The 17094-nt window shown below is 60.7% G+C and carries 17 protein-coding genes; 5 read left to right on the top strand and 12 right to left on the bottom strand.

Going from position 1 to position 17094, the window contains the following annotated elements; translation table 11 throughout:
- Nucleotides 1-23: 23 nt before the first annotated feature.
- Nucleotides 24-1733, bottom strand: a complete 1710-nt coding sequence (gene recJ, locus LUU92_RS23445) for a single-stranded-DNA-specific exonuclease RecJ (RefSeq protein WP_071489291.1) — start codon at nt 1731-1733, stop codon at nt 24-26.
- Between the two features lie 60 nt (nt 1734-1793).
- Nucleotides 1794-2336, bottom strand: a complete 543-nt coding sequence (locus LUU92_RS23450; protein ID WP_032858231.1) for a YaeQ family protein — start codon at nt 2334-2336, stop codon at nt 1794-1796.
- Between the two features lie 136 nt (nt 2337-2472).
- Between LUU92_RS23450 and LUU92_RS23455 the strand changes: the two genes are divergently transcribed.
- Complete coding sequence (locus LUU92_RS23455; RefSeq protein WP_257102711.1) at nt 2473-3672, top strand: CaiB/BaiF CoA transferase family protein; 1200 nt, start codon at nt 2473-2475, stop codon at nt 3670-3672.
- A gap of 226 nt (nt 3673-3898) precedes the next feature.
- On the opposite strand, the gene LUU92_RS23460 is transcribed toward LUU92_RS23455, so the two are convergent.
- Nucleotides 3899-4183 (bottom strand): DUF3509 domain-containing protein, encoded by a 285-nt coding sequence (locus tag LUU92_RS23460; protein WP_071489289.1) that lies wholly within the window; start codon nt 4181-4183, stop codon nt 3899-3901.
- Between the two features lie 314 nt (nt 4184-4497).
- On the opposite strand from LUU92_RS23460, the gene LUU92_RS23465 reads away from it, so the two are divergent.
- Nucleotides 4498-4698: a hypothetical protein gene (locus tag LUU92_RS23465; RefSeq protein WP_043205840.1), complete on the top strand. Its 201-nt coding sequence runs from the start codon at nt 4498-4500 to the stop codon at nt 4696-4698.
- Between the two features lie 88 nt (nt 4699-4786).
- Here the strand turns inward: LUU92_RS23465 and thrC are convergent, their stop codons facing one another.
- From thrC to ffh, 9 genes are all read right to left on the bottom strand, one after another.
- A complete protein-coding gene (thrC, locus tag LUU92_RS23470) occupies nt 4787-6196 on the bottom strand; it encodes a threonine synthase (protein ID WP_071489288.1) in 1410 nt (469 codons plus the stop codon).
- Nucleotides 6197-6263: 67 nt separating this feature from the next.
- Nucleotides 6264-7568, bottom strand: coding sequence for a homoserine dehydrogenase (locus tag LUU92_RS23475; protein WP_071489287.1), 1305 nt, complete (start codon nt 7566-7568; stop codon nt 6264-6266).
- A gap of 129 nt (nt 7569-7697) precedes the next feature.
- Nucleotides 7698-8429 carry a thioredoxin fold domain-containing protein gene (locus LUU92_RS23480; RefSeq protein WP_010207987.1) on the bottom strand — a complete coding sequence of 244 codons (732 nt, stop codon included), beginning with the start codon at nt 8427-8429 and terminating at the stop codon, nt 7698-7700.
- A gap of 139 nt (nt 8430-8568) precedes the next feature.
- Complete coding sequence (xerD, locus tag LUU92_RS23485) at nt 8569-9465, bottom strand: site-specific tyrosine recombinase XerD (protein WP_058423323.1); 897 nt, start codon at nt 9463-9465, stop codon at nt 8569-8571.
- Between the two features lie 113 nt (nt 9466-9578).
- The gene (gene rplS, locus LUU92_RS23490; protein ID WP_003175895.1) at nt 9579-9929 is read right to left on the bottom strand and encodes a 50S ribosomal protein L19; all 351 of its coding nucleotides are present in this window, start codon (nt 9927-9929) and stop codon (nt 9579-9581) included.
- 45 nt (nt 9930-9974) lie between these two features.
- Nucleotides 9975-10748 carry a tRNA (guanosine(37)-N1)-methyltransferase TrmD gene (gene trmD, locus LUU92_RS23495; protein ID WP_016971933.1) on the bottom strand — a complete coding sequence of 258 codons (774 nt, stop codon included), beginning with the start codon at nt 10746-10748 and terminating at the stop codon, nt 9975-9977.
- Complete coding sequence (gene rimM, locus LUU92_RS23500; RefSeq protein ID WP_053135622.1) at nt 10730-11266, bottom strand: ribosome maturation factor RimM; 537 nt, start codon at nt 11264-11266, stop codon at nt 10730-10732. Before rimM ends, trmD begins: the two co-directional genes overlap by 19 nt.
- A gap of 5 nt (nt 11267-11271) precedes the next feature.
- On the bottom strand, nt 11272-11523 hold the full coding sequence (gene rpsP / locus LUU92_RS23505; RefSeq protein ID WP_003175899.1) for a 30S ribosomal protein S16: 252 nt from the start codon (nt 11521-11523) through the stop codon (nt 11272-11274).
- Nucleotides 11524-11774: 251 nt separating this feature from the next.
- Nucleotides 11775-13151, bottom strand: a complete 1377-nt coding sequence (gene ffh / locus LUU92_RS23510; protein ID WP_003193965.1) for a signal recognition particle protein — start codon at nt 13149-13151, stop codon at nt 11775-11777.
- 220 nt (nt 13152-13371) lie between these two features.
- On the opposite strand from ffh, the gene LUU92_RS23515 reads away from it, so the two are divergent.
- The 3 genes from LUU92_RS23515 (at nt 13372) to LUU92_RS23525 (ending at nt 17025) form a co-directional block, all read left to right on the top strand.
- Nucleotides 13372-14184, top strand: a complete 813-nt coding sequence (locus LUU92_RS23515) for a cytochrome C assembly family protein (protein ID WP_071489286.1) — start codon at nt 13372-13374, stop codon at nt 14182-14184.
- 12 nt (nt 14185-14196) lie between these two features.
- Nucleotides 14197-15435 carry a transporter associated domain-containing protein gene (locus LUU92_RS23520; protein ID WP_071489285.1) on the top strand — a complete coding sequence of 413 codons (1239 nt, stop codon included), beginning with the start codon at nt 14197-14199 and terminating at the stop codon, nt 15433-15435.
- Between the two features lie 276 nt (nt 15436-15711).
- On the top strand, nt 15712-17025 hold the full coding sequence (locus LUU92_RS23525) for an MFS transporter (RefSeq protein ID WP_257102712.1): 1314 nt from the start codon (nt 15712-15714) through the stop codon (nt 17023-17025).
- Nucleotides 17026-17094 lie beyond the last annotated feature (69 nt).

A 17094-nucleotide genomic window follows, 5' to 3' on the forward strand; every position in this document is an offset into this window, starting at 1 on the left:
TGGTTTTGTGGTGTTGGTGAGATCTAACGCGGCTCGATGTGCGCGATCATCAACTGCACGGTTTCATTCCCGCGAAACTCGTTCACATCCAGCTTGTAAGCCAATTCCACCCAACGCACCGTCGGGTTCGGCCAGACCTCACGGTCCACGCCAAATGCAATGCCATCCAGCTTCACCGACCCGCACTCGCTCTTGAGCACGACCTTCAGGTGCCGCTCCCCCACTACGCGCTGCTCCACCAACTGAAACACGCCATGGAACAACGGCTCAGGGAAGTGCTGCCCCCACGGCCCGGCATGCCGTAGCGCACGGGCCAGTTCCAGATGAAACTCTTCCACTGCAAGGGTGCCATCAGACAGCAGGCGCCCGGTCAGGTCTTCTTCGCGCAGTTGCCGACGCACTTCGGCATCGAAGGCTTCGGCGAACAACGGGAAGTTTTCCTCGGGCAATGTCAGCCCTGCCGCCATGGCGTGACCGCCGTATTTGCTGATCAGGTTCGGATGCTGGCTGGCGACCACCGCCAGGGCGTCACGGATATGAAAACCCTGCACAGAGCGCCCAGAGCCCTTGAGCAAACCGTCGCCAGCGTCGGCGAAGGCAATGGTTGGGCGGAAATAGCGCTCTTTCATGCGCGACGCCAGAATCCCGATCACACCTTGGTGCCATTCCGGGTCGAACAGGCACAAACCGTAGGGCATCGACTCCACCGGCAAGTCCTTGAGCTGGGCCAGGGCCTCGCGCTGCATGCCTTGCTCGATGGATTTGCGGTCCTGGTTCATGCCGTCCAGTTGCGCGGCCATTTCACGGGCCGCGGCCACGTCGGTGGTGAGCAGGCACTCGATGCCCAGGCTCATGTCATCCAAGCGTCCGGCTGCGTTCAAACGCGGCCCGAGGATGAACCCCAGGTCGGTGGAGGTGATACGCGCGGCGTCGCGCTTGGCCACTTCCAGGATCGCCTTGATCCCCGGCCGTGCACGACCGGCGCGGATACGTTCCAGCCCCTGATGCACCAGGATGCGGTTGTTGGCGTCCAGGGGCACCACGTCAGCGACGCTGCCCAAGGCGACCAGGTCGAGCAACTCGCCGATGTTTGGCTGTGGCTTGTTCTCGTACCAACCCAAGCTGCGCAGGCGCGCACGCAAGGCCATCAACACGTAGAAGATCACCCCCACGCCGGCCAGCGCCTTGCTCGGGAATTCACAGCCGGGCTGGTTCGGGTTGACGATGGCATCTGCCGCCGGCAACTCGTCGCCGGGCAAGTGGTGGTCGGTCACCAGCACCTGCAACCCCGCCGCCTTCGCCGCTGCCACACCTTCAACGCTGGAGATGCCGTTGTCCACGGTGATCAGCAACTGCGGCTCGCGCTGCAGGGCCACCGCGACGATTTCCGGGGTCAGGCCATAGCCGTATTCGAAACGGTTGGGCACCAGGTAATCGACATGGGCCGCACCGAGCAAGCGCAGGCCCAAGGTGCCCACGGTGCTGGCGGTGGCGCCGTCGGCGTCGAAGTCACCGACAATGAGGATGCGCTGGCGTTGCTCCAACGCCGTCACCAACAGGTCCACCGCCGCGTCGATACCCTTGAGCTGCTGATAGGGAATCAACCGCGCCAGGCTTTTATCCAGCTCGGCCTCGGATTGCACGCCGCGCGCAGCATAGAGGCGGGTCAACAGCGGTGGCAATTCACCGAGAAACGGCAGGACGGCAGGCAACGGGCGGGGATCGATACGCATGGGGTGACGAAAACTTCTCTTCTGATACGGAAATAAAACAGGTGACCGGCGGCGACTCAATCAACCGCGTTCGCCGACCAACCACTGCAACTGCACTTCGTGCTGGCCGCGGTCGTCGGTGACGAAGATCGTGCCTTCGCTGATCATTACATCCCACTTGATCACGCGGGGCATGTCCTTGGCCAGAGTCTCCAGGACTTCCTGCGGCACAGCGGCGATGTGTACGTTTTTCAGGTTGTTTGCCACCGGCACCACCTTGCCTTCCCACACACGCAGACTGCCATAGGCCAGCAGGCTGGTGCGTTCGGTGCGGCGCGAGCACCAGGTGAGGCGGTCGGCATCGGGCTGGCCGACTTCGATCCAGTGCAACACCCGGTCATCCAGGCTTTTTTCCCACAGAGCTGGTTCGTCTACGTCTGACAGGCCACGCCCGAACGACAACTGCTCGTTGTACCAGAGTGCGTAGGCCAGCAGACGCACGGTCATGCGCTCTTCGGTTTCCGACGGGTGGCGGGCGATGGTCTGTTTGACGCTCTCATACACCGAGCGGTCAAGGTCAGTGAGGTTGAGTTCGAATTTGTAGGTCGTGGACGGCTGGGCCATGAACGGGCTTCTAGAGACAGGGAAAGGCGGCCAGTCTAACCGATGAGGAGGCCAATCAACGAATCCTGCGCTGCCCTGGGCTGCTCGCCTATGTTAAAAGGCATCACACCACCGCCCTGCGCAGACAAGGATCCTCATGTCGTTCAATGCCAAACCACTTGCCGGCCTGAAAGTCATCGAACTCGGCACCCTGATCGCCGGCCCGTTCGCCTCACGAATCTGCGCGGAGTTCGGCGCCGAGGTGATCAAGGTCGAATCGCCGGACGGCGGCGACCCGCTGCGCAAATGGCGCAAGCTGTACGAGGGCACGTCGCTGTGGTGGTTCGTGCAGGCGCGCAACAAGCAGTCGTTGACGCTGAACCTCAAGCACCCGGACGGCCTGGCCATTCTCAAGCAACTGTTGGCGGGCGCCGACATCCTGATCGAAAACTTCCGCCCCGGCGTGCTGGAAAAACTCGGCCTGAGTTGGGAGACCCTGCATGCGCTGAATCCCAAGCTGGTGATGGTGCGTCTCTCCGGCTTCGGCCAGACCGGACCGATGAAAGACCAACCCGGGTTTGGTGCAGTCGGCGAGTCCATGGGCGGCCTGCGCTACATCACCGGTTTCGAAGACCGCCCGCCGGTGCGCACCGGCATTTCCATTGGCGATTCGATTGCCGCATTGTGGGCAGTCATCGGCGCGCTGATGGCGCTGCGTCATCGCGAGGTCAACGGTGGCTTGGGCCAGGTGGTGGATGTGGCACTGTACGAAGCCATCTTCGCCATGATGGAAAGCATGATCCCCGAGTTCGACGTGTTTGGCTTTATTCGCGAACGCACCGGCAACATCATGCCCGGCATTACGCCCTCCTCCATCCACACCAGCGCCGACGGCAAGCATGTACAGATCGGCGCCAACGGTGATGCGATCTTCAAGCGCTTCATGTCGGCCATTGGCCGTGAGGACTTGGCCAACGATCCGGTGCTGGCCAGCAACGACGGGCGTGATGGCCGCCGTGACGAGCTGTATGGGGTGATAGATCGTTGGGTGAATTCGCTGCCGCTGGACCAAGTGGTCGACCTGTTGAACAAAGCCGAGGTGCCTGCCAGCCGGATCTACAGCGCCGAGGACATGTTGGGCGACCCGCAATTCCTCGCCAGGGAGATGTTCCTCAAGGCCCGGCTTCCCGGCGGCAAGGAATTCAAGATGCCGGGCATCGTGCCCAAGCTGTCGGACACGCCGGGCAGTTGCGAATGGGTGGGGCCGCAACTGGGTGAACATAACAGCGTAGTACTCGCTGGCCTGGGCTACGACGCGGCCGCCATTGTGCGCTTGCGCGAGGAAGGCGCGATCTGATGTCCCATTCCGCCAGGCTTTGGCACCAGATGCCCTGTGCCAGATGACTTGCCTGACAAATCGCAGGCAAAAAGAAACCCCAAAGCGTGGGGAGACACTTTGGGGTTAAACGTGGCCTACAAAGACCAGTACAGCAAGGCACAAACACCGGAGCACAATGTTTGCTCTTGCTGTTACAAAGTCTGACCGGTCGCGCTGTAGGAAGTTTCCATAGTTAAACAATTCTTCATGCGGCGGTGGCGTTGCGAGTCAGGGCTGCGTTGCGCAAGGCCGCGATGACCGAAGGCTCCAGACGTCCTTCGGCAATTTTGATGTCACGCAGCAGGCAATCCACCACATCCACCAGCACGCGCTTGTCCATCAATTGGGCGCGGTCGACGTCACGCTCGACCACGATGGCGCCAGCAGGATTCTTCACGGTTACCAGGCACTCGTCCTGCACACCAGAGGTGGTCAGCGTAACCTGATAAGGGCTCAGTGCTTCTTCGAGCAATAGGCTGATACTTTCCATCTCGATCACCACTCAATAGTTCGGGAACAATCGTTTCAACGGGAGCTGCATCTATCCTAAGTGACTGTTTGTGACGTAGGAAAGTTCGCTTTATCGTCTTTATGGGGCCGTCAGGGGGTGACGGATTCCAGCATGCGCTTGCAACATGACAACCTAAAAACGACGGCACATAACTGCTTACGCAATGGCAAGTCGTTTTGGGGTTTGCCCAAGGGTCAGATCAGAGGTGGTTCCTATACTCGGTGAGCGCTGGTGACGCTGCCAAGCAGATAAAAGCGCATGTCAGAAGGCCCTTACTGCGAAGGATAAAGACGATGCTGGAACACGACAAAGAGCAAGCGGCGCTAGAGAAGATTCACGCCGACATATCACGCATTTATGCGGAGCAACGCAAACTCACTGCCGAGACCCACAAGATAACCCGTGAGAATTTCTGGTATCCATTGGGTGTCGTCATGGCCATGTTTACGGCGTTCAGCACTGTCTTGGCCATCGTGCAGAAACTACTCACGTAGCTGCGTGTACCAAACGGGGCCTGCCAGAAACGAAAAACGCCGCTGACCCAAGGAAGGGAAAGCGGCGTTTTTGTCTGCGCTGTGTGCCTTACAACGGCTTACCCCGGTTGCCATGCTGGCTCACAAACGCCTGCACGGCCTTCAGGTCATTGGCCAACACGGTGCAACGCTCTTCACGCTCGAACAGGTCAGCCAGGTGCGCCGGCAACTCCAGCGCCTTGCCAACACCGGCCTTCTCCACCGCTTCCGGGAATTTGACCGGGTGGGCAGTGCCCAGGATGACCATCGGGATATCCAGGCTGCGACGGCATTCACGGGCGGCCTTCACGCCGATGGCGGTGTGCGGGTCGAGCAGCTCGCCGGACTGGGCATAGACGTCTGCAATGGTTTCGCAGGTCTGCGCGTCGTCCACGGCCAGGGAGTCGAACAGCTTGCGGGTTTCGGTCCAGCGCTCTTCATCCACACTGAAACCGCCGCCGCGCTTGAAGGTGTCCATCAAGCCAGCAATCGCCGCACCGTTGCGACCGTGCATATCGAACAGCAGGCGTTCGAAGTTGGACGAGACCATGATGTCCATGGACGGCGACAGGGTCGCGTGCAGGGTTTCCTTGACGTACTGGTTGCCGCTCATGAAGCGGTGCAGGATGTCGTTGCGGTTGGTAGCGACGATCAACTGGTTGATCGGCAGGCCCATGTTGCGCGCCAGGTAGCCGGCGAAAATGTCGCCGAAGTTGCCGGTCGGCACCGAGAAAGACACTGAACGTGCAGGGCCGCCCAACTGCAGCGAGGCGTGGAAGTAGTAGACGATCTGGGCCATGATCCGCGCCCAGTTGATCGAGTTCACCGCCACCAGGCGCGTGCCTTTCAGGAAGCTCTGGTCGGCGAAGCTGTTCTTGACCATTTCCTGGCAGTCATCGAAGTTGCCTTCGATGGCGATGTTATGGATGTTCTCGCCAAAGATGGTGGTCATCTGGCGCCGCTGCACTTCCGACACGCGCTTGTGCGGGTGCAGGATGAAGATGTCGACATTTTCGCAGTGCTTGCAGCCTTCGATGGCCGCCGAACCGGTATCACCGGAGGTGGCGCCGATGATCACCACGCGCTCGCCGCGCTTCTCCAGCACATAATCCAGCAGACGACCCAGCAGTTGCAGGGCGAAGTCCTTGAACGCCAGGGTCGGGCCGTGGAACAACTCCAGGACCCATTCGTTGCCGTTCAGTTGGCGTAGCGGTGCAATGGCGTTGTGGGAAAACACGCCGTAGGTTTCTTCGAGGATCTTCTTGAAATCGGCGTCCGGAATGCTGCCGGTGACGAACGGGCGCATCACGCGGAACGCCAGTTCGTGGTATGGCAGGCCAGCCCAGGATGCGATTTCCTCTTGGGTGAAACGTGGCAGGTTTTCCGGCACGTACAGGCCGCCGTCCGTGGCAAGGCCTGCCAGCAGGACGTCTTCGAAATTCAGGGCCGGTGCCTGGCCGCGGGTGCTGATATAACGCATGACTGGCTCCTCTAGAGCATTCTTGAACAAGGGCCGCCGAACCTGCGGGGCCCTTGCCGCAAAACCATTAGTTCAGGTGTTCGACGCGGATCCGCACCACCGGCCCGACCACGCCTTGCAAGGCTTCCAGGGCGGCGATGGCATCGTTGATATGCTGTTCGAGCACGCGATGGGTGAGCAAGATCATCGGCACCTGGCCGTTTTGCTCCTCGACTTCCTTCTGCATGATCGACTCGATGTTGATACCGCGCTCAGACAGGATGCTCGCCACCTGGGCCAATACGCCCGGGTGGTCCTGGGCCTGGATGCGCAGGTAGTAGGCGCTTTCGCAGGCTTCGATCGGCAGGATCGGGTGGGCCGACAGCGAATCCGGCTGGAACGCCAGGTGCGGTACACGGTTTTCCGGGTCGCTGGTCATGGCGCGGACCACGTCCACCAGGTCGGCGATCACCGACGAAGCGGTGGGCTCCATACCGGCACCGGCGCCGTAGAACAGGGTCGAACCGGCCGCATCACCGTTGACCATCACCGCGTTCATCACGCCATTGACGTTGGCGATCAGGCGGTCGGCCGGGATCAGCGTCGGGTGTACCCGCAGTTCGATACCGGCCGGCGTGCTGCGCGCCACGCCCAGGTGCTTGATGCGGTAACCCAGGGCTTCGGCGTAGTTCACGTCGGCGGTGGTCAGCTTGGTGATGCCTTCGGTGTAGGCCTTGTCGAACTGCAGCGGAATACCAAAGGCGATGGACGCCAGGATGGTCAGCTTGTGCGCGGCGTCGATACCTTCCACGTCGAAGGTCGGGTCGGCTTCGGCGTAACCCAGGGCCTGGGCTTCGGCGAGGACGTCTTCGAAGGTGCGGCCCTTCTCGCGCATTTCGGTGAGGATGAAGTTGCCGGTACCGTTGATGATGCCGGCCACCCAGTTGATGCGGTTGGCGGACAGGCCTTCACGAATCGCCTTGATCACCGGAATGCCACCAGCCACCGCAGCCTCGAACGCCACGATCACGCCCTTCTCACGGGCCTTGGCGAAGATTTCGTTGCCGTGCACCGCGATCAGTGCCTTGTTGGCAGTGACCACATGCTTGCCGTTTTCGATGGCCTTGAGCACCAACTCGCGGGCCACGGTGTAGCCGCCCACCAGTTCGATCACGATATCGATTTCAGGGTTGGTAGCCACGGCGAAGACATCGTTGGTCATCGCAATACCGGTCGTTTCGAACTGAGGCTTTGGCGAACGCGTGGCAATTTGTGCCACTTCAATTCCACGCCCTGCACGGCGGGAAATTTCTTCAGCGTTACGCTGAAGTACGTTGAAGGTGCCGCCACCGACGGTCCCTAATCCACAGATGCCTACTTTGACCGGTTTCACTGAAGAACTCCCCATGAAACGGCCGACGCGAGGTCGGCCGTGGAAAACAGCCGCACGACTGCGGCTTTCAATTAGTGGCCTGTCGGCTTATCCACAGGCCATGATCGCCAAAGGTTCGACGATGCTGGTTTATTTGGCACTCAGCGCCAGTTTCGCAACTTGTGGTGCCGGCTGATAGCCCGGAATCACTTGGCCGTCAGCCAAAACGATGGCCGGTGTACCGTTGACGCCGATGGACTGGCCCAGGGCAAACTGCTTGGAGACCGGGTTGGCGCATTTGGCAGCCTTGATTTCCTTGCCGTCGACCATTTTGTCCATGGCCGCTTTTTTGTCGGCCGAGCACCATACGGCTTGCAACTGCTCGTCACCCGGCGAACCCAGGCCCTGGCGCGGGAACGCTACGTAGCGTACTTCCACGCCCAGCTTGTTCAGCGCGGGCACTTCGGCGTGCAGCTTGTGGCAATACGGGCAGGTGGTGTCGGTGAACACGGTGATGTGGGTCTTGGTCTCACCGATAGCCGGGTACACCACGGTCTCGGCCACTGGAATGCCATTGATCAGCTTGGAAACACCCAGGCGTTCGGCTTTTTCAGTCAGGTTGACCGGCTTGCCGTCCTTCAACTGGAACAGGTAGCCCTGGACGATGTACTGACCATCGGCACTGGCATACAGCACGCGGCTGCCCTTGAGCTTGACTTCGTACAGGCCGGCCATCGGGCTGGCGCTGATGCTCTCGATCGGGGTGTCGAGTTGCAGGTTGGCCAGGCTCTTGCGGATGGTCTGCTCGGCGGCGTCATCGGCGAAGGCAAAGGTGGAAACCAACGCAATGGCTGCGGCGGCAATAATCTGGGTCAAGCGCATGGGAACTCCTGAAGGCAGATGCAGGGACGCGCAGTAACACTGCTTGGAAACACAGGCCTGGGTCGTCCCCTTTGCTAACCGGCAAAGCCTACCACAGTTGGGCCGCAGGGCAGCCCGCGGCCGGATAAATTGGACGTTTTCAGCCTCGCGGGTGGTGCTTGGCGTGCATATCCTGCAAACGCGCGCGCGCCACGTGGGTGTAGATCTGGGTGGTGGATAAGTCGCTGTGGCCGAGCAGCATCTGCACCACACGTAAATCCGCACCGTGGTTGAGCAAATGCGTGGCGAATGCATGGCGCAGTGTGTGCGGCGACAGCGCCTTGCCGATCCCGGCGACCTTGGCCTGGTGCTTGATGCGGTGCCAGAAGGTCTGGCGAGTCATCTGTTCGCCACGCAGGCTGGGGAACAGCACATCGCTGGGGCGTCCACCGAGCAGTTCACTGCGGGCATCGCGCATGTAGCGCTCGACCCACACAATCGCCTCCTCGCCCATCGGCACCAGCCGTTCCTTGCTGCCCTTGCCCATCACCCGCAACACGCCCTGGCGCAGGTTGACCTGCTCCAGGGTCAGGCTGATCAGCTCGGTCACCCGCAGGCCGCAGGCGTAGAGCACTTCGAGCATGGCGCGGTCACGCTGACCGATGGCTTCGCTGAGGTCGGGGGCGGCGAGCAACGCCTCCACGTCGGCTTCCGACAGGGACTTGGGTAATGGCCTGCCAAGTTGTGGCATATCGACTTGCAGGGTGGGGTCGAGGGCGATCAGCTTTTCTCGCAGCAGATAGCGATAAAAACCACGTACGCCGGAGAGGAATCGCGCAGTGGAGCGTGGCTTGTAGTTCTGCTCCAGGCGCCAGGCCAAGTGGTCGAGAATCAGCTCGCGGCCGGCGTTGATCAGTTCGAGATTTTTCTCCTGCAACCAGCCATTGAACAGCGCCAGGTCGCTGCGGTAGGCCTGGCGGGTATTGTCCGACAGGCCTTTTTCCAGCCACAGGGCGTCGAGGAAACGGTCGATCAGGGGGTGGTCAATGGCAGGCATAGGGGCTCGAACAGAAAAGTGGGAGAGGCTGCTGGCATCCTATCTCGGACCTCAAATCGCAGGCACAAAAAAGCAGCCCGTAGGCTGCTTTTTTCTGCATCGGAAAGCTGGACTTAAGCCAGTTTTTCCTTGATGCGAGCTGCTTTACCGGACAGGTCACGCAGGTAGTACAGCTTGGCTTTACGTACGTCACCGCGACGCTTGACGGCCATGCTGTCGATTTGCGGGCTGTAGGTCTGGAAAGTACGCTCTACGCCAACACCGTTGGAGATTTTACGAACAGTGAAAGCACTGTTCACACCACGGTTACGCTTGGCGATTACCACGCCTTCGAACGCTTGCAGACGCGAACGGTCGCCTTCCTTCACTTTCACCTGAACGACAATGGTGTCGCCCGGGGCAAAGGTAGGGATCTCTTTGGTCATCTGCTCTGCTTCGAGTGCAAGGATGATTTTGTTAGTCATGCTGTGCTCCTAAGGTAAGTCAATGGACCTACCATCGATACGTTGTTAACTATCGTCCCGCGCGAGGATGTATTCCTCGAGCAGCTTCTTCTCTTCTCCAGAAAGCGAGCGGCTTTCCAGAAGATCGGCGCGTCGTTCATAGGTCCGACCAAGGGACTGCTGTAAACGCCAACGCCGGATGTGTGCGTGATTGCCACTTAGCAATACGTCGGGAACACGCTGATCCGCATACACCTCCGGTCGGGTGTAGTGCGGGCAATCCAGCAAACCATCCGTGAAGGAATCTTCCTCCGCGGAGTCCACATGCCCTAAAGCTCCAGGCAGCAGTCGTGTAACCGCATCTATCAGGACCATCGCCGGCAGCTCGCCACCAGACAGGACATAGTCCCCAATCGACCACTCTTCATCGACATGAGCTTCAATAAAACGCTCGTCAATGCCTTCATAGCGACCGGCAATCAGGATCAGTGCTTCCTCATTCGCCAGTTCGCGGACCCCAGCCTGTTTCAGCTGACGGCCTTGAGGGGACAGGTAAATCACCTTCGCCTTCTCCCCGGCGGCGGCCTTGGCCTGAACCAACGCGTCTTCCAGGGGCTTGATCTTCATCACCATGCCCGGGCCACCGCCAAATGGGCGATCGTCCACAGTGTGATGTCGATCCGTCGTGTAGTCTCGCGGGTTCCAACAGGTAAGCTGCAACAGCCCCTGTTTCACCGCCCGACTGGTGATGCCGTACTCGCTGATGGCGGAAAACATCTCGGGAAACAAACTGATCACTTCAATGCGCAAATTAGCCACGCTTAGAAGTCCGCGTCCCATTCCACCTTCATCTCGCCCGCTGCCAGGTCGACGGCCAACACACATTGCTCGGTATACGGCAACAGGCGTTCGCGATCATCCAGGCTGCCAGCGCAAGGCTTGACCACCATTACATCATTGGCGCCGGTTTCCAGAAGATGATCGATTTTCCCGAACAGTTGCCCGAGTTGATCAATAACCTTCAGACCTTCCAGCTGGTACCAGTAGTACTCGCCGTCGGTCAATTCAGGGAACAGGTTGCGCGGCACGCAGATCTCATAACCGGCCAGAAGACGAGCTTCTTCACGATCATCAAGACCCTTGAGCTTTGCGACCAGGAACTTGTCGCTCCCGCGTCCACTGACCAGCTCGACCTGTTTCACACTACCCTCGCGCTTGAGCGTCCAGGTTTTGTACTGCAACAGGTTTTCAGTCGGATCAGTAAAGGAATACACCTTCACTTCGCCGCGAACGCCATGAACCGAGTAAATCTTGCCGATAACGATCAAATCATCAGCAACAGCTGGCGTCGCGTTCATATTGCTCAGGCTGCGGCCTTAGCCGAGTCCTTCAACAGTTTTGCAACGCGCTCGGATGGCTGTGCACCCACGCTCAGCCAGTAGGCTACGCGCTCTTGGTTCACGGACAGACGAACTTCTTGACCACGAGCAACAGGGTTGAAGAAACCAACCTGTTCCTTGTGCGAACCGTCGCGCGGGTTGCGGCTGTCGGTTACGGTCAAGTGGTAAAACGGGCGCTTTTTGGAGCCGCCAAGGGCAAGACGGATTGTTAGCATGTGAACATCGTTCCTGTAGTCGGTGCTGCAAATCTAAATGCACAGCGGGCATAGGTGCCCGAAAGGCCGCATATTCTAAGGAATATCCGGACTTTTGCAAATGTCTTTTTCCGGCGCCTATCAGCGTGCCATCCAGATTTGCTATAGAGCCGTCGGTTAAAACGGCGAGTCAGCGCCCGCCAACGGCGGGTTTGCTGGAGATCCCACATCCCTGTGGGTCGGAGCAGGAGCTGGGCCCCCGCTCGAATTCTTTACATCTTGGGCATGCCACCGCCGGGCAACATGCCGCCCATGCCGCGCATCATCTTGGCCATACCGCCCTTGGCGGAGAATTTCTTCATCATCTTCTGCATCTGCTTGTGCTGCTTGATCAAGCGACCGATGTCCTGCACCTGGGTGCCGGAACCCATGGCGATCCGACGCTTGCGCGAACCGCTGATCAGCTCAGGGTCGCGGCGCTCGGCCGGGGTCATGGAGTTGATGATGGCTTCCATCTGCTTGAACTGCTTCTCTGCCGCGCCCTGGGCATTGCCCATCTGCGCCAGGTTCACACCGCCGATGTTCGGCAGCTTGTCCATCAGGCCGCCGAGGCCGCCCATGTTCTTCATCTGTTGCAGTTGATCGCGGAAGTCTTCGAGGTCGAAGCCCTTGCCCTTCTTCAGCTTCTTGGCCAGCTTGTCGGCCTTGTCCTTGTCGAGGGTGGCTTCGGCCTGTTCGATCAGGCTGAGCACGTCGCCCATGCCGAGGATGCGCGAGGCGATACGCTCCGGGTGGAACGGCTCGAGCGCTTCGCTCTTCTCGCCCATCCCGATGAACTTGATCGGCTTACCGGTGATGGCACGTACCGACAGCGCGGCACCGCCACGGGCGTCGCCGTCGACCTTGGTGAGGATCACGCCGGTCAGCGGCAGTGCGTCGCCGAAGGCCTTGGCGGTGTTCGCCGCGTCCTGGCCGGTCATGGCGTCGACCACGAACAGGGTCTCTACCGGGTTGATCGCGGCATGCAGCGCCTTGATCTCGCCCATCATCTCTTCATCGATGTGCAGGCGACCGGCGGTATCGACGATGACCACGTCGATGAACTTGAGCTTGGCTTCTTTAATGGCGGCGTTGGCGATGTCGACCGGCTTCTGGCTCAGGTCGGACGGGAAGAAGGTCACGCCCACTTCGCCTGCGAGCATTTCCAGCTGCTTGATGGCCGCCGGACGGTACACGTCGGCCGACACCACCATCACAGACTTCTTCTTGCGCTCTTTAAGGAAGCGCGCCAGCTTGCCGGCGGTGGTGGTCTTGCCCGCACCTTGCAGACCCGCCATCAGGACGACGGCCGGCGGCACGGCGCTGAGGTTCAGGTCTTCGTTGGCCGCGCCCATCAGGCTTTCGAGTTCGGCCTGGACGATCTTCACAAACGCCTGGCCCGGGGTCAGGCTGCGGGACACTTCGGTGCCCACCGCGCGCTCTTTGACCGAGTTGACGAAGTCTTTCACCACCGGCAAGGCCACGTCGGCTTCCAGCAACGCCATGCGCACTTCACGCAGGGTGTCTTTAATATTGTCCTCGGTCAGCTTGGCCTTGCCGGTAACGTGGCGCAGCGTCTGCGAGAGACGGTCAGTCAGATTTTCAAACATGCGCGATCCTTTCAGGCCCTATTCATAGACCGAGGTAATGGCGGCCCAGGCTGTGGTAAATCGCTATTAAAAACAGCGCTCGGCGAGCCTGCGGCGTGGGCAGGTCGCGGATTATAGCGAAGACTGCGTCCATGCACACCCGCTGTCTGGCCCGGGAGTCTTTCGTGTTGCGCGGGGGTATGCCAAACTCAGCGCCTTTCGGGCTTGCCTAACAGGATTTATGCTCCCTTTGTCACCCAGTTTGCTACCCAGCCTCGCCGCCGCCATCTTGTACGCCGCTGCGACCGTCTATCAGGGCACTCGTCTGGCCCAGGGCACCAAGGCGGACAAACGCCTGTTGGTAGGCCTTGGTGTCCTCGCCTTGCTCGCCCATGCCGCGAGCCTGTTCACGCACTTGATGACGCCGGTCGGCCTGGCCCTGGACTTTTTCAGCGCCGCCAGCCTGATCGCCGCAGCCGTTATCGCGCTGACACTGATGGCCTGCTACCGGATCCCGGTCGAGAACCTGCTGGTACTGCTCTTCCCGCTGGGCATGCTGACGGTGCTGCTGGCGCAATTCGCGCCTACCGGTACGGTGCCGGTGATCGATGAAGAACCGGGCATCCTTGCCCACATCCTGCTGTCGATCCTGGCCTATGGCATGTTCACCATCGCAGTGTTCCAGGCCTTGCTCCTGCTGCTGCAGGACCACCAGCTCAAGCACAAGCACCCGTCCGGGCTGATCAAGAACTTCCCGCCGCTGCAAACCATGGAAAGCCTGCTGTTCGGCTTCCTGTGGGCCGGCTGGACCTTGCTCTCGCTGTCGCTGATCTCCGGCTGGCTGTTCTTCGAAAACCTGTTCGCCCAGCACCTGGTGCACAAGACCCTGCTGGCCTGCCTGGCCTGGATCGTGTTCAGCGTCCTGCTGTGGGGCCGCAACCGCCTCGGCTGGCGCGGGCACAAGGCGATCCGCTGGACCCTGGCCGGTTTCTGCCTGCTGATGCTGGCCTATTTCGGCAGCAAGCTGGTTCGCGAATACATCCTGCATATCTGACGGGCGGCGATCATGGACAACTTGCCCCTGGAGCCGATGCTCGCGGTAATCGCCCTGCTGGTGTTATGGGCCGCGCTGTTTACTGCCATCGAAGCCGCCCAGCAACACTTGCTGGCCCTGCGCCCCGGTACACGCCAGGGCGACAAGGCGGCCACCCGCCTGAGCTTTCCGCGTAACAGCCTGATCCTGTGCAACAGCCTGTGTCGCGCCGCCGTGGTCATCCTGTGCACGCTGCTGGCCATATACGCCTGGGCGCAGAACGGGCCGTGGCTCGGCTGGCTGATCTCCTGCGCGATCCTGTTGATCCTGGCCGACTACCTGCCCCGCGCCCTGGCCACCCGCTATCCGCAAGCGGTACTGGGCTTCGGCAATACGCTGCTGGGCGTGCCACTGAAAATTGTCTACCCCCTGGCCTGGCTGCTCAATGGTATCAGTCTGTTGCTGCTGCGCCCGTTCGCGCGCAAGACCGGCGTGGTGAAGAAGAGCGACGAACCGCTGCCTGACCATGATGACGAACCCGAGCCCGAGATCGCCGAAGGCCGCACCCCCGGCATGCCGGGCATCCACGCTCTGGACAACATCACCGTCAACGACATCCTGGTGCCCCGCAGCGAAGTGGACGGCATCAACCTGGATGACTCGATCGAGGAGATCATCGAGCAGCTACGCACCTCCCAGCGCACGCGCCTGCCGGTGTTCCACAGTGATATCAACCAGGTCGAAGCCGTGCTCAACACGCGGCAGATCCAGCACCTGTTGCCCGACGCGAGCCTGACCAAAGAGGCGTTGCTCGCAGCCTGCCACGAGCCTTACTTCGTCCCGGAAAGCACTCCGCTGCAACTGCAACTGCTGAATTTCCACAAACAGCAGCGCCGCCTGGGCATGGTGGTGGATGAATACGGCGAAGTACTCGGCATAGTGACCCTGGAAGATATCCTCGAAGAAATCGTCGGTGAATTCGAAAGCGAACAGAGTGCGGACAACCCGCATATCGAAGCGCAACCGGATGGCCGCTACATCATCGACGGCGCCGCCTCGATCCGCGAATTGAACAAGAGCCTGAACTGGCACCTGCCCAGCGACGGCCCCAAGACGCTCAACGGCCTGGTCACCGAGGCGCTGGAGACCATCCCTGACTGCGCGGTGTGCCTGAAAATAGGCCGCTACCGCCTGGAAATCCTCGAGACCGAGGACAACCGGGTGAGCAAGGTGCTGATCTGGCATACCAGCCGGATGCCGGTCGCCGCTTAGTTCCCAGACAAAACACAACCCAATAATGTGGGAGGGGCTTGCCCCTCCCACATTTTGACTTGTTGTGTGTTCAAACCCCTTCCTATAATCGGGGCGGCTTACCAGAGCCCCGCCCGACCGCGTGCTACCCGCACTGAACGCGTCCAGGCACCGCTTTACAGTGTCTGACCGGTGTTCGCTCCCATCCCGAGCCGCCCCGCGCACAACCCTGATCCATGGGTGTTCGACCAATAATAATCCGCGTCCAAACGCGCACTGACCGTCAGGGATATCGCCATGAGCACCACCTACAACGAGGCCGCACCTGCTGCCGCCCCGACCAACTCGACCGCACGGGTCGCCACGGCGAGCATCGTCGGCACCGCCATCGAGTTCTACGACTTCTATATCTACGCCACGGCTGCTGCGCTGGTGATCGGCCCGGTGTTCTTCCCGCAGACCTCCGGCACCGCGCAGATGCTGGCGTCATTCCTGACCTTCGGTATCGCCTTCATCGCCCGCCCACTGGGCTCGGCGCTGTTCGGCCACTTTGGCGACCGTATCGGGCGCAAATCGACCCTGGTGGCCTCGCTGCTGCTGATGGGCGTGTGCACCACGCTGATCGGCTTGCTGCCGGGTTATGACAGCATCGGCGCCTGGGCGCCGATCCTGTTGTGCGTACTGCGTTTCGGCCAGGGCCTGGGCCTGGGTGGCGAATGGGGCGGCGCGGCGCTGTTGGCGACCGAGAATGCGCCCAAGGGCAAACGCGCCTGGTTCGGCATGTTCCCGCAGCTCGGCCCTTCGATCGGGTTCCTGGCAGCCAACGGCTTGTTCCTGATCCTGGCCATGAGCCTCAGCGATGAGCAATTCCGCAGCTGGGGCTGGCGCATCCCGTTCATCCTCAGCGCGGCGCTGGTGATGGTGGGCCTGTACGCGCGGCTGAAGCTGCACGAAACGCCGGTGTTCGCCAACGCCGTCGCCAAGCAAGCGCCGGTCAAAGTGCCGTTGGTGGAGCTGTTCAGCCAGCACTGGCTGCCGGTGTTGCTGGGCGCTGCGTCGATGGTGGTGTGCTATGCGCTGTTTTACATCACCACTGCGTTTTCCCTGAGCTATGGCGTTTCAACCCTGGGCTACAGCCGCGAGACCTTCCTTGGCTTGCTGTGCTTCGCGGTGCTGTTCATGGGGCTGGCGACTCCGCTGGCGGCCCTGGCGAGTGACCGCTACGGACGCAAGCCGGTGCTGATCGTCGGCGCGATCCTGGCGATTCTGTCGGGCTTTACCATGGAGCCATTGCTGACTCACGGTTCGACCTGGGCGGTGGCGCTGTTCCTGGCGCTGGAGCTGTTCCTGATGGGCGTGACGTTCGCACCGATGGGCGCGCTGCTGCCGGAACTGTTCCCGACCCGCGTGCGTTATACCGGCGCTTCGGCGGCGTATAACCTGGGTGGGATTGTGGGCGCATCTGCCGCGCCGTTCTTCGCGACCAAGCTGGTGGCGATGGGTGGGCTGAGTTATGTGGGTGGGTATGTGTCGGCGGGAGCGTTGCTGAGCTTGATTGCGGTGCTGTGCCTGAAAGAGACGCGGAACAATGATTTGAATCGCGTGGGCTGATAGACCGCTATCGGGGGCAAGCCCCCTCCCACATTTGAATGTATTCACAAATCTAACTCTGTGAACAGG

Source organism: Pseudomonas extremorientalis (assembly GCF_024584605.1).
GTDB lineage: Bacteria > Pseudomonadota > Gammaproteobacteria > Pseudomonadales > Pseudomonadaceae > Aquipseudomonas > Aquipseudomonas extremorientalis.